Here is a 15,292-nt window from a genome sequence, read left to right on the forward strand (position 1 = left end):
CATGGTGCATCCGAAACGAGCCCCGAGCATACACAAGCCAAAGAGCATCCCACACTGCTCTCGCTCATAAAAATGCTGAAAAAACTGCCATTTCATTGAGTGCCAGTCGCGTCAAGCCCGACCCGCAAAGGCTTGTAAGCGCTGACCAGCCGGTCATCAACAAACGGTCTTTTATCGGCTGATGCGAAGCTCGGTTTGCCCGGGGTGACGCCGCACCCTAGAATGCTTCGATGCGCGATGATCTCTCCCTTCTGTTGAACTCCCTAAACGATGCCCAACGCCAGGCAGTTGCTGCCTCCGTGGGCCGTCAATTGGTCCTGGCCGGTGCCGGCTCCGGCAAGACCCGAGTGCTGGTGCACCGTATCGCCTGGTTGATCCAGGTCGAGAACGCCTCGCCCCATTCGATCCTGTCAGTGACTTTCACCAACAAGGCCGCTGCCGAGATGCGTCATCGCATCGAACAGTTGATGGGCCTCAATCCGGCCGGCATGTGGGTCGGTACGTTCCACGGCCTGGCGCACCGCCTGTTGCGTGCCCATTGGCAGGAGGCCGGCCTGAGCCAGACCTTCCAGATCCTCGACAGCGACGATCAGCAGCGGTTGGTCAAGCGCGTCATCCGCGAACTGGGCCTGGACGAACAACGCTGGCCCGCCCGTCAGGCCCAGTGGTTCATCAACGGCCAGAAAGACGAAGGCCTGCGCCCGCAACACATCCAGGCCAGTGGCGACTTGTTCCTGGCGACCATGCGCAGCATCTACGAAGCCTACGAAGCAGCATGCCAACGTGCCGGGGTCATCGACTTTTCGGAGCTGCTGCTGCGGGCGCTGGACCTGTGGCGCGACCATCCGGGCCTGTTGGCGCACTATCAGAAACGCTTCCGGCATGTCCTGGTGGACGAATTCCAGGACACCAACGCCGTTCAGTACGCGTGGCTGCGCCTGCTCGCCAAGGGCGGCGACAGCCTGATGGTCGTAGGCGACGACGACCAGTCGATCTACGGCTGGCGCGGCGCCAAAATCGAAAATATCCATCAGTATTCGGCGGACTTTCCGGACGCCGAAGTCATCCGCCTGGAACAGAACTACCGCTCCACCGCCGGCATCCTCAAGGCCGCCAACGCCCTCATCGCCAACAACACCGGCCGCCTGGGCAAAGAACTCTGGACTGACGGCAGCGAAGGCGAGGCGATCAATCTCTACGCCGCATTCAATGAACACGATGAAGCCCGCTATGTAGTGGAAACCATCGAAAGCGCCTTGAAGACCGGCCTGGCCCGCAGCGATATCGCCATCTTGTATCGCTCCAACGCGCAGTCGCGGGTCTTGGAAGAAGCCTTGTTGCGCGAGCGGATCCCTTACCGGATCTACGGCGGCCAACGTTTCTTCGAGCGCGCGGAGATCAAGAACGCCATGGCCTACCTGCGCCTGATCGAAGGGCGCGGCAACGATGCCGCCCTGGAGCGGGTGATCAATGTGCCGACGCGGGGCATTGGCGAGAAAACCGTCGAAGCGATTCGCGACCATGCCCGCCACAGCCACGTGTCGATGTGGGAAGCCATGCGCCAGTTGGTCGACAATAAAGGCGTAACCGGCCGCGCAGCCGGGGCGCTGAAGGCGTTTATTGATCTGATAGAAGACCTGGCTGCCAAATGCGCCGAGATGCCCCTGCACTTGATGACCCAGACCGTCATCGAGCAGTCTGGCCTAATCGCTTACCACGAAGCAGAAAAGGGCGAAAAAGGCCAGGCCCGGGTGGAAAACCTTGAGGAATTGGTCAGCGCTGCGCGCAACTTCGAAACCACGGACGAGGATGGGGACCTGTCCCCCTTGTCGGCGTTCCTGGGGCATGCATCCCTGGAGGCCGGCGACACCCAGGCCGATGAGCACGAGGACAGCATTCAGTTGATGACCCTCCACAGCGCCAAGGGCTTGGAGTTCCCGTACGTATTCCTGGTGGGCATGGAGGAAGGCCTGTTTCCACATAAGATGAGTCTGGAAGAACCGGGCCGCCTGGAAGAAGAACGGCGCCTGGCCTACGTCGGCATTACCCGGGCCATGCAGAACCTGGTGCTGACCTATGCTGAAACCCGTCGTTTATATGGCAGCGAGACCTACAACAAGGTGTCTCGTTTCGTACGCGAAGTGCCAAAGGGTCTCATCCAGGAAGTGCGGCTTTCCAACAGCGTCAGCCGTCCGTTCGGCGGCAGCCAGCAGCAAGGCACCAGCAGCCTGTTTGGCGGCAGCGATATACCGGAAACCGGCTTCAGCCTCGGCCAGGCTGTGCGCCATTCGGTATTTGGCGACGGCGTGATCCTCAATTTCGAAGGCGCTGGAGCCCAGGCCCGGGTCCAGGTCAACTTCAGCGAAGGCAGCAAATGGCTGATGCTGGGGTACGCCAAGCTCGAGGCCATTTGAAGTGCGTGGAAACCTGTGGGAAGCGAGCTGACACGCGGCCCATAGGTTATTTTAGGACGCCGAAGCATTTCTGATAGAACTTGTCCCCCTTTCCTACAGCCCAAATCGAACAAGCCTCTTGCGCAAGCGAACCTGAACCTCGGCTGTCATGCAAAAGCCCGAAACACTCTGCCGCTAGCCAGCAACAGTTCACCTGTGCAACATGGGCCGCGTGCTACTCACAAATGGGAATGCCTTTATATGAAACGTTTTCTTAGCATCGCCATGGCGCTGTGCATCGGCCTGACGATGGCAATCGACGCCAATGCCGCCAAGCGTTTTGGCGGTGGTAAAAGTTCGGGCGCGGCCCCGACTCACCAGACCAGCCAGATGGCGCCGTCCTCTGCGGCCGGGTCCACTGCTGCCACCGCAGGCGCGGCCGGTGCCGCAGGCGCTGCCACCAAGGCCAGCGGCGCATCGCGCTGGCTCGGCCCCCTGGCCGGTATCGCCGCCGGCGGCCTGCTCGCCTCCATGTTCATGGGCGACGGCTTCCAAGGCATGCAAATCTTCGACATCCTGATCATGGCGGTCATCGCCTTCCTGGTCTTCCGCTTCATTGCCGCTCGTCGTCGCAAGCAGCAAGAGCAACTGGCTCCAGCCGGCCATGCGCCAATGCAGCGTGAGGTGTTCAACCAGCCGCCTGCCAGCGGTTCGATTTTCGGTGGTTCGGCAGCGCCTGTGGCCGCTCGTCCGGTCATCAATGCGCCGGCCTGGTTCAACGAAGAACGTTTCATCGAAGCGGCGCGTAGCCACTTCATGTCCCTGCAGCAACATTGGGACGCGAACGAAATGGACAAAATTGCCGAGTTCGTGACCCCGCAGCTGCTGGAGTTCCTTAAGCGCGAACGCGCCGAGCTGGGTGATGGCTTCCAGTCCACCTATATCGACAATCTGCAGGTGCAACTGGATGGCGTCGACGATCGCGCCGACAAGACCATCGCCACCCTGACCTTCAGTGGTTTGTCGAAGGATTCTCGCTTCGACAAAGGCGAAGCGTTCAGCGAAAGCTGGAACATGGAACGTGCCCAGGGCGATGACCAGCCCTGGATGGTGGCCGGTATCCGCCAGAACGGTTGAACCTTTGCCCGTTTTGCATGTTGAAATAAAAGAACCCCGGCTCAGGCCGGGGTTCTCTATTTCGCGGTTGCATCTATAGCGAGCTACTGTATAAACCGCTCCATATAAAACCGCGCCATCGAGAAAGAGGATCCCCGGACGTGGAAGAAATCATCGAACAATTGCGTGAAGCCAACGAGCCCGTACCGGTCCCGCTGGAGCTGCCCGACGAAGATTTGCTGGTAGAGATCGAAGAGCAGTTGTTCATCGATATACCGTTCGTGTTCAGGGAGTTTTTGCTGACGGTCAGCGACGTTGTATACGGCAGCCTGGAACCGGTGACCGTTACCGACCCGCAATCCCACACCTACTTGCCGGATGTAGCGGCAAATGCCTGGGATGCTGGCGTGGACCGCAGCCTGATTCCGATCTGCCAGGACGGCGACGATTACTATTGCGTCGAAGAGGACGGCACAGTGGTGCTGTGGCAGGCCGAAGAAGAACTGATCGCCGAGGAAACCTGGGAATCAGTCTGGCACTGGGCGCGGGACGTCTGGCTGGAAAGCTGATCCGCCAGACGCCTGCCGTCGGTCAATGCCCGGACGATTCCTTGTGATTTTCCAAGGTTTCCAGCAACGCCACCTGCATACGCGTGTGAAGGCGCACGAACCAGCGCCAGAGCAACGCCGCCACGGCAATCGCCACCACGGCGATCAATACCAGCAACTTGTTGGTCGGTAGAATACTGGCCGACAAGGCTGCCAAGAGCAGGAAAATCACCAGTAGCGAAAGAATGGGGATCACTTCGGCAATCACCCGACGGACGCGGTGAGTGTGACGGCCGGCCATTTCCGGCTTCACACCCAGCTCTGCCAGCAGCATCGACAACGCCTTGAGCTTGCGATATGCAGCAATCAGGAACGGCAGTGACAACAGCAGTGCCCCGCCCCAGATCAATGCTTTCTGCCAGCTTGGATCGCTGATCCATGCTTGCAGATACGTCGACATCCACTCGGCGAAATAGCCGCCAGAAACAAAAATCGCGATCACCAACGCCAGATTGACGCCCACCTGCAACAAAATCCGCCTGATCATAGCCGCCACCAGCGCGCCCTCGCCTTGGGGTTGGATGCTGCTCAACCATTCGCCATACATGCCTAGCACCCGTGTTAGCCGTTGCGGCATCACCGTCGCCAGTTTCACAGATAAGGGGTCCGCAGCACGGATCAGGTAAGGGGTGGACAGCGTGGTCAGCACCGAGACGGCGACGGCTACCGGGTACAGGAAATCGCTGGTGACCTGCAATGTCATCCCCAGCGAGGCGATGATGAAAGAAAACTCGCCAATTTGCGAAAGCCCCATCCCAACGCGCAGCGAGGTACGTCCATCGTTACCGGCGATAAAGGCACCCAGGCCACAAGACAACATCTTGCCCAACACCACCGCTACGGTGATTACCGCGATGGGCCAAGCATATTGCAGCAGGATCGCGGGATCGAGCATCAAGCCGATGGCGACGAAAAAAATGGCGCTGAACAAGTCACGCACCGGCTCCACCAGTCGCTCGATCTTCAGCAGCTGCCGGGATTCGGCCATGATCGCACCGATCAGAAACGCTCCCAATACCATGCTGTACTCGAGCTTTACCACCAGCAGACAGAAGCCGAAGCACAAGCCCAACACGGTGATGAGCAGCATCTCGTTGCTGTCGAATTTCGCCACATAGGCCAAGAGCCTCGGCACCAGCAAAATGCCGATCACCAGGGCGACGATCATGAACAGCGACAACTTGCCGACCGTCGAAAAAACTTCGCCGGAGCTGACCGTGCCGCTGACGGCGATGCTCGACAGCAAGGCGATGATGCCGATGCCGAGGATATCCTCGACAATCAGGACGCCGAATATGAGCTGCGCGAAGCGCTCGTTTTTCATCTTCAGGTCATTGAGGGCCTTGACGATGATCGTCGTCGAGGAGATTGCGAGAATAGCGCCGAGAAACAGCGAATCCATGGCGCTCCAGTCGAACCAGCGACCTATCTCGTAGCCGATCCAGATCATCAACACGATCTCGAGGAACGCAGCGATGAATGCCGTGGCCCCCACCTTGAACAACTTGCGAAGGCTGAACTCCAGGCCCAGGCAAAACATCAGGAAGATCACCCCAAGCTCGGCCAGGGTCTTTATTGTGTCTTCGTCATGGATGAACCCGAACGGCGGTGTGTGCGGGCCGATGATGAAGCCTGCGACGATGTAGCCCAGCACCACCGGTTGTTTGAAACGATGAAAGAGTACGGTCACCAGCCCCGCAGCCATCATGATGATCGCCAGATCCTGGATAAAACTGATGGCATGCATAGACGAGGCTCCCTGTTCAAAATGACTCATCGTTGGTGGATAAGTCCGTTTCCTTTGTAGGAAATGCCCTTGCGAGGGGCTTTTGAAGGGTAACACCGCGACTTCTGGCAGAAAGACGGTGCAATATATCGAAACAGATCCACCGAAGCGTGACGGCAACTGCGGGCGCAACGTCCCGATATCGGTGGTTTTGGAATGATCCGCCAGCGTCCGCAGAGGCGCACTCCCGATTGGCTGCCTTGAACCGTGAGAATGTTATGGAACCCGGAAACGCCCAGCTGTCGATGACGGTGTTGATGACCCCCGATATGGCCAACTTTTCTGGCAATGTCCATGGCGGCACCTTGCTCAAATACCTCGACGAAGTCGCCTACGCCTGTGCCAGCCGTTACGCGGGGAGATATGTGGTGACGCTGTCGGTCGACCAGGTCATTTTTCGCGAGCCCATTCACGTTGGCGAGCTGGTGACGTTCCTGGCGTCGGTAAACTACACCGGCAACACGTCGATGGAAGTGGGCATCAAGGTCGTGACCGAAAACATCCGTGAACGCTCGGTCCGCCATACCAACAGCTGCTTTTTCACCATGGTTGCGGTGGATGACCAGCGCAAGCCCGCGCCCGTTCCTCCCTTGCAACCGCAAAATGGCGAGGAAAAACGCCGTTACGAACAAGCCCAGCAAAGGCGTCAGATCCGCCAGGAGCTGGAGCGGCGTTATCAGGAAATCAAGGCAGACGGGCCTTGATAGGGCTGTCAAAAATCAATGTGGGAGCGAACTGGCTCCCACATTGATTTTTCTCGGTCATTGGCTGATCGTCGCGGCTTCGAAGCGCACGCGCGGATGGGCGATTCGATCCTGGGCGCGAACCAACTGCAGCTCGTAGCTTGCACACGCCTGGGTTTCCAGCAGCACTTCGTGTACCGCCGCAGCGGTGAACTCGAAAGCCGCTACCAGGCTGTCTCCCAACAATAGCCGCGCCAGGAACAATCCCGAGGTCAGGTCACCCACCCCCACGGGTTGACGGGGAAACGCCAGCAATGGTCGGCGCAGATGCCAGCTGCCATCAGCTGTCACCAGCAGCATTTCGAAGCTGTCGTCTGGCTTGCCGAAGTAAGCCAAGTGCTTAACCAGCACGACCTTCGGTCCACGGGCCAACAGCGCGCGAGCCATAGCCAGGCAATCAAGTAAGGATTGCGCCTTGCGCCCGGAAAAGCTGTCCAGCTCCAACTGGTTCGGACACATGATGTCCGCCACGGCGGCCGCCTCTTCCAGCAGGAATTCGCTCACCTCGGGCGCCACGATGCAGCCCTTGTCCGGATGTCCCATGACAGGGTCACACAGGTACAGCGCCTTGGGATTGCATGCCTTGATCCGCGCTACGCCCGCCAGAATGGCTTGCCCCTGGGCGGCGCTGCCCAGATAACCAGACAGCACCGCGTCGCAATTGCCCAACTCGCCAATCGCAGCGATGCCCTCTACCAGAAGCGGTATCTGGGCCGGCGCAAGCACTTCTCCGGCCCACTGTCCGTACTGGGTGTGATTGGAAAACTGTACGGTGTTGAGCGGCCAGACATTTACCCCAACCCGCTGCATCGCAAATACGGCAGCGCTGTTGCCGGCGTGACCAAATATCACATGGGACTGGATGGCAAGCAGATGAGGCGTACGTTTCATGCGGCTGGTTCCGTAAAACGAATGAAATTCAAGCCGCGCAGTATGCGACTAAACACAGCCTGTACGACAGACCGGCGAGACAGTTAAGCTGACGGCAACTTGTTGGAGCACCTCGTTCATGCTGACCCTTGGAAACATTTTCGTGCTGATGCTGCTGGCTACCGGCGGCGCTTGGCTGTGGCACAACCATGGCTTGCGCGAACGGGCCTTGGCGAGGGTCATGCAACATTGCGCCAACCTCAAGATCGAGTTGTTGGATGGCAACGTGGCGCTACGAAAGATCGGCTTCGTAAAGGACGCCAGCGGGCGACGACGGCTGGCACGGATCTATAATTTCGAGTTCACGGTGACGGGTGAGACCCGTCATTCGGGCACCATCACGCAGTTCGGGGCGCACAGTGCTCACATCGAACTCGCACCCTACCCCATGCCGTTCGAAGAGACGCCGCCACCGCCGATCGAGTCGGTCCAGACCCGCCCCAGGGCTGAAGTCATCGAGCTGAGCCAGTGGCGCCAGGAGCACAACAAGTGGAAGCCCTGAAATAAGCAGGAATCATGGAAGGCGACAACTCGCCAAGCCTGCTTGAAGCGCTTCCGAGTCTTGCGGCTCGGAGAAAATCAGTTCAATTCGCGAATCCTGCCGCCACTCGCTTGCTTGCCACTCCAACGTCCCGCCTTCCAACGCATTGGCTGAAACCCAACCGCCATCGCTGTGGATGACCATTTTCGCCCGCTCCCAAAGGGCGCCTTGTAGCCATCGAGACACCGCCGCCACGTTGAATCGTTGGCTCGGATGCCAGCGCCATCCGATGCTCCATCCCTCGCCCTGTTGCTGATAAAGGCAAATCGGCGACGTTGGGTCACTCCAAATGGACGGCATTAGCCCGAGGCTTTTGGGCAGCGCCAAGTTACCCACGACACCGTTGCCGCGAGTGCCAAGGCCAGGCAATCGATCGACAGGCAACGCAGCCTGGTGCGTCCAGTACAACCCAACCTCCGGCAGCTGCGCAGAGATGCGCTGGCGATCGGTTTCGGTCAGGCCTTCGGATTTGTTCAATACCAATAAACCGGCATCAGCCAAGACCTGTCGTTGCGCATCAGGCAATGGCTTGCCATCAGCCAACGCCCGGGCGTCTAACACCAGCACGCAAGGCTGGACAGCCAGTACACCCAGCCAGGGCGCGTGGTTCAGCTGCCGCAATAATTGCGCAGGATGACCCAGCCCGGAAGGTTCGATGAACAGACGGTGTGGGCGCGACTTGCGCAACAAACGGCCAAGGCCAATCTGAAACGGCGCGCCATTGACGCAACACAAACAGCCCCCGGCCACTTCGCCCAGTGCGATACCATCGGCAGCCTGGCTCAGCAGCGCGGCGTCCAGGCCGATCTGACCGAACTCATTGATCAACACCGCCCAGCGTTCATCAGCCGGGCGCTGGGCCAGCAGTTGCCTGATCAAGCTGGTCTTGCCTGCCCCCAAGGGCCCGGCAATGACATGGGTGGGAATGTTCTGCAACATGATCGATAGTTTTTCGACGGAGGTTAACGATGCGAATGATTGGCTGGTTGTTGCTGGCCCTGACTTCGAACCAGGCCATGGCCCAGGCTTGCGTGGTGCACAGCCAGGCTGAGCGGCTCGATGTAAAAGTCTGCCAACAAAACCGCAATATCCCGCAGAAGCTGTTCGCCGACGGTTTCTGCCAGCCAAGCCTGGCCGGGCAGAAAGTCGACGTGCAGTACGTCGAACATTGCCCCGGCGGCGCCTTTGGCATCTGCAGCAACGCCCAGGTCGCCAATATGCCTTATCGCCAGGACATTCACTATTACGGCGTGGCCACCGATGCGGCTTACCTGAAACCCTTTTGTGAGAGCAAAAGCCAAGGAACCTGGCTCAAGCCTTAGGCCAGCCAATCCAGCGAGAGGATCAGCCGACGGTCGCCCGGCATCGGTTGCGGTGAGCGGTGGACCAGTCCGAAACCTTCATTGCCGTGCCATTTTTCGCCTTTGAGCAGGGCCACTTCGCCGCTGCACATCTGCTGGATCACCTCCGGGTCGCCAGGCTCCGCGCCAGGCTGGCCCAATCGTCGACGGTCCAGGCCGCCCTCCATCAGCCACTGGCTACCGACACCGGCATACGTGGTGATCAGTCGTACCGGCACATGGTCGACGTGAAAACGCGGGCACATCGCCGAATCCAACGTTCGCAGGCGCACGCCTACGCGTCGGGCGCCCAGCAGGCACGAAAATGCGCTGACCAGCCAGGCCACGTCCGCGACGAACCCTTCATATCCCTGCAGATCGCTGAAACCTGCAGCAAGACCGCGCAGCGCCGGCTGGGTGTCTTCATCCGGCATGTCGAGGACCATCGACTCGGCTACGGATTGGTTCATCGAAACCAGCATGGCCGCGAAGTCACTAATATGCGCCGGGAGCTGACGCTGCCAGACCGCCAGGTTGATGTCATCCTCCAGAATCTGCGCCAAGGTCAGCGGGGTATGCCCGTGGACCTGCCGCACCTGTTTCAGTCTAGGTGCCAGCATCACGCCGCAGCCTCGTCGTGCCAGGGACCGAACGGGTCCGGCAAGTGACGCCAACCTTCAACGCCCAGGTTCATTTCCGCATCGGTGAGCAGGCAGGCATCCAGTTCGGCGGCGAGCAAGGCAAAATCCATATCCTGGCCGATGAACACCAACTCCTGGCGGCAATCGCCGGTGGTCGCCAGCCAATTTTTCATGATGGCGGCGGTGTCCTCCTCGTCCTGCGGCCATTGGCCTTTGGGCACAAATCGCCACCAGCGTCCGGCGAAGCCGTGGCGCATCAGACCGCCGGCTTGCGACCAACTGCCGGCCTCCTCGTGTTTGCTCGCCAGCCAGAAAAAACCCTTGGAGCGCAGGAGCGTGCCGTTGGTCCATGGACGATCGATAAAGCTGAAGAACCGTTGAGGATGGAATGGACGGCGGGCGCGGTAGGCCGTCGACGCGATGCCGTATTCCTGGGTTTCGGGCACATGCTCGCCGCGTAGCTCTCGCAGCCAACCGGGCGCCTGGGCAGCGAGCTCAAAGTCGAAGCGGCCGGTGTCGAGGATTGTTTCCAGCGGTACCTGGCCCATGACCATCGGAACAATCTGCGCTTGGCTGTTGAGACGCTTCAAAATTTCCGTCAGTTCTTTCCGTTCGTGGCGGCTGATCAGATCAATCTTGCTGATCAGGATCACGTCGGCAAACTCGACCTGCTCAATCAGCAAATCAGTGATCGAGCGCTCATCTTCTTCCCCGAGGGTTTCGCCCCTTGTCGAAAGGTTCTCGGCGGCCTGGTAATCCTTCAGGAAATTCACACCGTCGACCACGGTGACCATGGTGTCGAGCCTCGCCACATCGGCCAGGCTACGACCTTCTTCATCACGAAAGGTAAACGTCTCGGCCACGGGCATCGGCTCCGAAATACCGGTGGACTCAATCAGCAAATAATCGAAGCGCCCTTCCCTGGCCAGCTTGCCGACTTCTACCAACAAGTCCTCACGCAGCGTGCAGCATATACAACCATTGCTCATCTCCACCAATCGTTCTTCGGCTCGATTGAGGGTGACATCTCGCTGGACTTCGCTGCCATCGACATTGATCTCGCTCATATCGTTAACGATCACCGCAACGCGAAGATTGTCACGATTGCGCAAGACGTAGTTGAGCAGGGTACTTTTACCGGCACCGAGAAATCCGGAGAGCACGGTCACTGGGAGGTGTTTGGGCATCAGGTATATCCTCATCAGGGTGGCCGCTGGCGACGTCGTTGTGGCGTGTCACGGCTCGTTTTCAGGCTTTAGCTCGGCCAAGGCCTGTTTTGTTGATGTTATACTATAACCTCAAAAGCGACCTTTCCAACTGCCCGCTGAGAATCAATTCATGCACAACCTCTTTCGGTTCCTGGTCGCGGGGTGTTTGTTGTTGCTGGTCGCCCCAGGCGTATCCGCGCAAAATCCTTTGTTGGCGAAATGCACCCGCAGCGCCAATGTGCTTGCCTGTGTGGATGCACAAGGCAACGCCTATAGCGTCTCAACGGCTGGAAACACTATTTATCTGCGCGGGTTCGAGGTATCTGGCCGCCGCTCTTGGGCCCAGACGAACAGCCGTTACGGACAGCTAACTTTTTTCACCGGATTGGCTTCAGATGGCGAAGCCTGGGTTGGATACAGTCGTCGCGTAGGCTGGACAACGATCAATCGTTTCTCGAGTTCCGGGGGCAGCGCCGGGAGATTTGTGTGCGGGCGAATGACGGGCTGCCAGGATTCGGCGCGCTGATGTTTCACGTGGAACGACCGGCCGCAGCTGGATGAAACTCTGTTCATAAAAAAGGAGTCGTGGCCTTTATTGTTATAGTATAACATTAAAAACGAGCCCCACACGGACCTTAAAAATGAACGCGTTAACTCTGCCGGATATAGCGGCGCAGGCCTCTCGCCAAGCTTTGCCTTTGGAGTGGGTAGGGATGTGCGGCATCGCAGTGCCGGTATTGGTGAACGGCCAGAGATTGAGCGCAACGGCCGACGCCGGCGTCAGTCTCGATGACGGCGAGGCGCGTGGCATCCATATGTCACGCTTGTATCTGGCATTGCAGATGCTAGAAGAGGCCCCGCTCTCTCCGGCCCTTTTACGCCAAATCCTGGAGCAATTTCTTGTTAGCCATGATGGCCTGTCCCGTAGCGCTTCCCTGACTTTGCATACTGACTTGTTATTAAAGCGCCCCGCGCTAGTCAGCCCGCTGGCGGGCTGGAAGCGTTATCCAATAGCCATCGAAGCTCACCTGAAAAACTTAGTGTTCCACGTGGAACTTGAAATTCGGATTCCTTATTCATCGACGTGCCCTTGCTCTGCAGCGCTGGCGCGGCAGTTGATCCAGCAACAATTCGTCAACGATTTCGCCAACAAAGCCCTAGAGCATGCGCAAGTGCTCGCTTGGCTAGGCTCAACGAAAGGCATCGTTGCCACCCCTCATAGCCAACGCAGCGTGGCCACCCTTGCCGTGCGGCTGAATACCGACGTCGCCGAGCTTCCGTTATTGCCGATTATCGATGAGGCCGAAAAAGCCCTCGGCACCGCCGTGCAAACAGCCGTCAAACGCGCCGATGAACAAGCCTTCGCCCTCGCCAATGGCCAGAACCTGATGTTTTGTGAAGACGCTGCGCGTCGATTGAACAGAGCGCTAAGAAGCGTGCCTTCAGTCACTTCATTCGACGTGCGAGTGGTTCATGCCGAAAGCCTGCACGCCCATGATGCTGTTGCAAAAAGCCACTGGGGCGAGGAGCAATCATGATTCTTTGCCAAGACTTGCGTTGGGGCGCGCCCGGACAGCCCATGACACCGCCGCTACATATGGAACGACCGGAGGGTAGCCTGACGGCCATTATTGGCGCGAATGGCGCTGGGAAAAGCAGCCTTTTGAAAGTCCTCGCCGGGCTGCAAAGGCCCCTGTCGGGAAGAGCCGTACTGCAAGTTCCTCGGCGCGGCGGCGTGTCATTCCTGCCCCAACAACAATATCTGGATCGGCAGTTCCCCATCAGTCTTCAGGAATTGGTGGCCGCTGGCTCCTGGGGCTCAAGACAAGCTCCAGCCACACGAAATCAGCGACTCAAGGCTGTCCTGGACGATTGGGCGTTGAGCGGCCTCGAGCGGCGGTCGCTGATGGCGCTCTCCGGAGGCGAGCTGCAACGTGCCCTGCTCGCCCGCTTGAGCCTGGCCGAAGCGCCGCTTCTACTACTCGACGAACCCCACGCGGCCCTCGACGAACAGGGCCAGACGTTGCTGTGGAAACACATTCATCAATGGCATCGCGAGGGGCGCACCTTGGTGGTGGTCTGCCACGACTTGACCGCCGTCCACCGACACATCCCTCACACCTTGCTGATCAGACCCACCGGATGCGTGTTGGGTCGCAGCGCCGACCTCATCGCCCAGCCCACTTACACACAGGTGGCTTGATGCTCGCCGCCGCTCAACTCTGGCTACCCTTCCAGGAATTCGTTTTTATGCGTCGAGCCTTGCTTGGCGGCTTGGTGTTGGCGTGCAGCACGGCGCCATTGGGCGTCTTCTTGATCCTGCGGCGAATGAGCTTGATTGGCGATGCGGTGGCTCACGGCATCTTGCCCGGCGCTGCCCTAGGCTTCTGGTTCGCAGGTTTGAGCTTGCCAGCCTTGACCTTGGGCGGCTTGGGCGCTGGCCTGAGCATGGCCGGATTGGCTGCCTGGATCACCCGCCGTACTGGCCTGCGGGAAGATGCCAGCCTGGCGGCGATCTATCCAATCTCTTTGGCCGCGGGTGTGTTGATTCTCGGCATGGCCGGTAAACGCCTGGACTTGCTGCACTTGTTGTTCGGCTCAGCACTGGCCGTGGACGGCCCGACGCTCACCGGCATGCTCTGGGTTTCGGCAGGCAGCCTGGCGACAATGGCGCTGATTTATCGTCCCCTTTTGCTCGACACCCTCGACCCGCTGTTCTTGCAAACCGTCAGTCGCCTGGGGCCGTTGGCCCATGGCGTATTCCTGACCCTCGTGGTGCTTAATCTGGTGATCGGCTTCCAGGCTATCGGCGCACTGATGGTCGTCGGCCTGATGATGTTACCCGCGGCCGCATCGCGATTCTGGAGTCGGCGCTTGCCAATCCTGATAGGGGTCGCGGCGCTGCTCGGTTGCCTGTCCGTGTGGCTGGGCCTGCTGTTGTCGTTCTACCTGTCGCTCCCCAGCGGGCCAGCCATCGTCTTGGTGGCGGGCGCGTCCTATCTGCTGTCCGTGATTTTTGGTCCGGTGCACGGTTTACTGCGCCGCCCGCCCCTGCTTACATCCCAATGAGGTGTTTCCCGATGCGCGTCCTGTTTCTGATATTCAGCTTGATGCTGTCCATGTCCTTGTCTGCGGCAGAAAGGCTCCAAGTGGTCACCAGTTTCTCCATCTTGGCCGACATGACCCAACAGGTCGGCGGCGAACACGTCCAGATCATCAACATGGTAGGACCGGACGCCGACGCGCACACCTACGAGCCCACACCGGACGACGCCAAGGCGCTGCTCGCGGCAAAACTGATTATCAAGAACGGACTGGGCTTCGAGCCGTGGCTGGACCGCCTGGTCACCAGCACTGAAACCAGTGCCCCGGTGATCAGCGCCAGCCGTGGCGTGATCCCGCGTTCGCTGGATGAAGATGGCGAGACCATCCCCGACCCGCATGCCTGGCATAACCTTGCCAACGCCGAACTGTACGTCAGCAATATCACCAAGGCGCTGGAAGCCGCCGACCCGGCCAACAAGGCTGACTACGAACGAAACAGCCAGGCTTACCTGAAGAAGATCTACGCCCTGCTCGCCGAAGCCAAGGCCAAGTTCGGTGCACTGCCACCGGGCAATCGCAAGATCGTTACGTCCCATGATGCATTCGGTTACCTGGGCCAAGCCTATGGCATCGACTTCATGGCGCCCCAAGGCTTGTCCACTGAACGTGAGCCATCGGCGGCAGAAGTCGCCGCCCTGATCACTCAAATTCGCCAGGCGAAAGTCAAAGCGGTGTTCATGGAAAACATCAAGGACGCACGCCTGCTCAAGCAGATCGCCGACGAAAGCGGCGCACACATAGGCGGCACGTTGTACTCCGACGCCCTTGCTGCCAGCGGCCCCGCCAGTACCTTCACCGGCCTGTTCGAGTACAACCTCAACACGTTGTACGAGGCATTGAGCCGGCCTTGATCGGCAGGACTACCCGTCAGAATCCCCTCG

16 protein-coding genes are annotated in these 15,292 nt (G+C 59.3%); 11 read left to right on the plus strand and 5 right to left on the minus strand.

Annotated elements, in window-relative coordinates; genetic code table 11:
* Positions 1-230: 230 nt before the first annotated feature.
* The 3 genes from uvrD (at position 231) to J3P82_RS25640 (ending at position 4,078) form a co-directional block, all read left to right on the plus strand.
* Complete coding sequence (uvrD, locus tag J3P82_RS25630; protein ID WP_186633212.1) at positions 231-2,414, plus strand: DNA helicase II; 2,184 nt, start codon at positions 231-233, stop codon at positions 2,412-2,414.
* A gap of 240 nt (positions 2,415-2,654) precedes the next feature.
* Positions 2,655-3,530: a Tim44 domain-containing protein gene (locus tag J3P82_RS25635; protein WP_186633215.1), complete on the plus strand. Its 876-nt coding sequence runs from the start codon at positions 2,655-2,657 to the stop codon at positions 3,528-3,530.
* A 140-nt stretch (positions 3,531-3,670) separates the two neighbouring features.
* Positions 3,671-4,078, plus strand: a complete 408-nt coding sequence (locus J3P82_RS25640) for an SMI1/KNR4 family protein (RefSeq protein WP_003187120.1) — start codon at positions 3,671-3,673, stop codon at positions 4,076-4,078.
* A gap of 22 nt (positions 4,079-4,100) precedes the next feature.
* Here J3P82_RS25640 and J3P82_RS25645 read toward each other — a convergent pair whose 3' ends face one another.
* On the minus strand, positions 4,101-5,864 hold the full coding sequence (locus tag J3P82_RS25645) for a cation:proton antiporter (RefSeq protein WP_434559622.1): 1,764 nt from the start codon (positions 5,862-5,864) through the stop codon (positions 4,101-4,103).
* A gap of 257 nt (positions 5,865-6,121) precedes the next feature.
* Here J3P82_RS25645 and J3P82_RS25650 point away from each other — a divergent pair, with 257 nt between their 5' ends.
* Positions 6,122-6,607: an acyl-CoA thioesterase gene (locus J3P82_RS25650; RefSeq protein ID WP_186611335.1), complete on the plus strand. Its 486-nt coding sequence runs from the start codon at positions 6,122-6,124 to the stop codon at positions 6,605-6,607.
* Between the two features lie 57 nt (positions 6,608-6,664).
* Here J3P82_RS25650 and pdxY read toward each other — a convergent pair whose 3' ends face one another.
* Positions 6,665-7,537 (minus strand): pyridoxal kinase PdxY, encoded by an 873-nt coding sequence (gene pdxY, locus J3P82_RS25655; RefSeq protein ID WP_434559624.1) that lies wholly within the window; start codon positions 7,535-7,537, stop codon positions 6,665-6,667.
* Positions 7,538-7,655: 118 nt separating this feature from the next.
* Between pdxY and J3P82_RS25660 the strand changes: the two genes are divergently transcribed.
* A complete protein-coding gene (locus J3P82_RS25660; RefSeq protein ID WP_186633224.1) occupies positions 7,656-8,078 on the plus strand; it encodes a DUF3301 domain-containing protein in 423 nt (140 codons plus the stop codon).
* A 12-nt stretch (positions 8,079-8,090) separates the two neighbouring features.
* Here J3P82_RS25660 and J3P82_RS25665 read toward each other — a convergent pair whose 3' ends face one another.
* Positions 8,091-9,056, minus strand: coding sequence for a CobW family GTP-binding protein (locus J3P82_RS25665; protein ID WP_434559626.1), 966 nt, complete (start codon positions 9,054-9,056; stop codon positions 8,091-8,093).
* Between the two features lie 29 nt (positions 9,057-9,085).
* Between J3P82_RS25665 and J3P82_RS25670 the strand changes: the two genes are divergently transcribed.
* The gene (locus tag J3P82_RS25670) at positions 9,086-9,439 is read left to right on the plus strand and encodes an NADH:ubiquinone oxidoreductase (RefSeq protein WP_186611331.1); all 354 of its coding nucleotides are present in this window, start codon (positions 9,086-9,088) and stop codon (positions 9,437-9,439) included.
* Here J3P82_RS25670 and J3P82_RS25675 read toward each other — a convergent pair.
* The gene (locus tag J3P82_RS25675) at positions 9,436-10,077 is read right to left on the minus strand and encodes a DUF1826 domain-containing protein (RefSeq protein WP_434559628.1); all 642 of its coding nucleotides are present in this window, start codon (positions 10,075-10,077) and stop codon (positions 9,436-9,438) included. The two genes, J3P82_RS25670 and J3P82_RS25675, sit on opposite strands and share 4 nt — an antisense overlap.
* On the minus strand, positions 10,077-11,285 hold the full coding sequence (gene zigA / locus J3P82_RS25680) for a zinc metallochaperone GTPase ZigA (RefSeq protein WP_434559630.1): 1,209 nt from the start codon (positions 11,283-11,285) through the stop codon (positions 10,077-10,079). Before zigA ends, J3P82_RS25675 begins: the two co-directional genes overlap by 1 nt.
* Positions 11,286-11,436: 151 nt before the next feature.
* On the opposite strand from zigA, the gene J3P82_RS25685 reads away from it, so the two are divergent.
* The 5 genes from J3P82_RS25685 to J3P82_RS25705 all read left to right on the plus strand — a co-directional run bounded on the left by J3P82_RS25685 (position 11,437) and on the right by J3P82_RS25705 (position 15,262).
* Positions 11,437-11,832 carry a glutamine synthetase gene (locus tag J3P82_RS25685; protein ID WP_434559632.1) on the plus strand — a complete coding sequence of 132 codons (396 nt, stop codon included), beginning with the start codon at positions 11,437-11,439 and terminating at the stop codon, positions 11,830-11,832.
* A gap of 115 nt (positions 11,833-11,947) precedes the next feature.
* Entirely contained in the window at positions 11,948-12,844 is an 897-nt protein-coding gene (gene folE2 / locus J3P82_RS25690; protein WP_434559634.1) for a GTP cyclohydrolase FolE2, read from the plus strand.
* Positions 12,841-13,509 (plus strand): metal ABC transporter ATP-binding protein, encoded by a 669-nt coding sequence (locus J3P82_RS25695; protein WP_434559636.1) that lies wholly within the window; start codon positions 12,841-12,843, stop codon positions 13,507-13,509. Before folE2 ends, J3P82_RS25695 begins: the two co-directional genes overlap by 4 nt.
* Complete coding sequence (locus J3P82_RS25700) at positions 13,509-14,375, plus strand: metal ABC transporter permease (RefSeq protein ID WP_434559638.1); 867 nt, start codon at positions 13,509-13,511, stop codon at positions 14,373-14,375. Before J3P82_RS25695 ends, J3P82_RS25700 begins: the two co-directional genes overlap by 1 nt.
* 11 nt (positions 14,376-14,386) lie before the next feature.
* Positions 14,387-15,262 carry a metal ABC transporter substrate-binding protein gene (locus J3P82_RS25705; RefSeq protein ID WP_434559640.1) on the plus strand — a complete coding sequence of 292 codons (876 nt, stop codon included), beginning with the start codon at positions 14,387-14,389 and terminating at the stop codon, positions 15,260-15,262.
* The last annotated feature ends 30 nt before the right edge of the window (positions 15,263-15,292 follow it).

The organism is Pseudomonas sp. Z4-20 (assembly GCF_051131955.1).
GTDB lineage: Bacteria > Pseudomonadota > Gammaproteobacteria > Pseudomonadales > Pseudomonadaceae > Aquipseudomonas > Aquipseudomonas marvdashtae.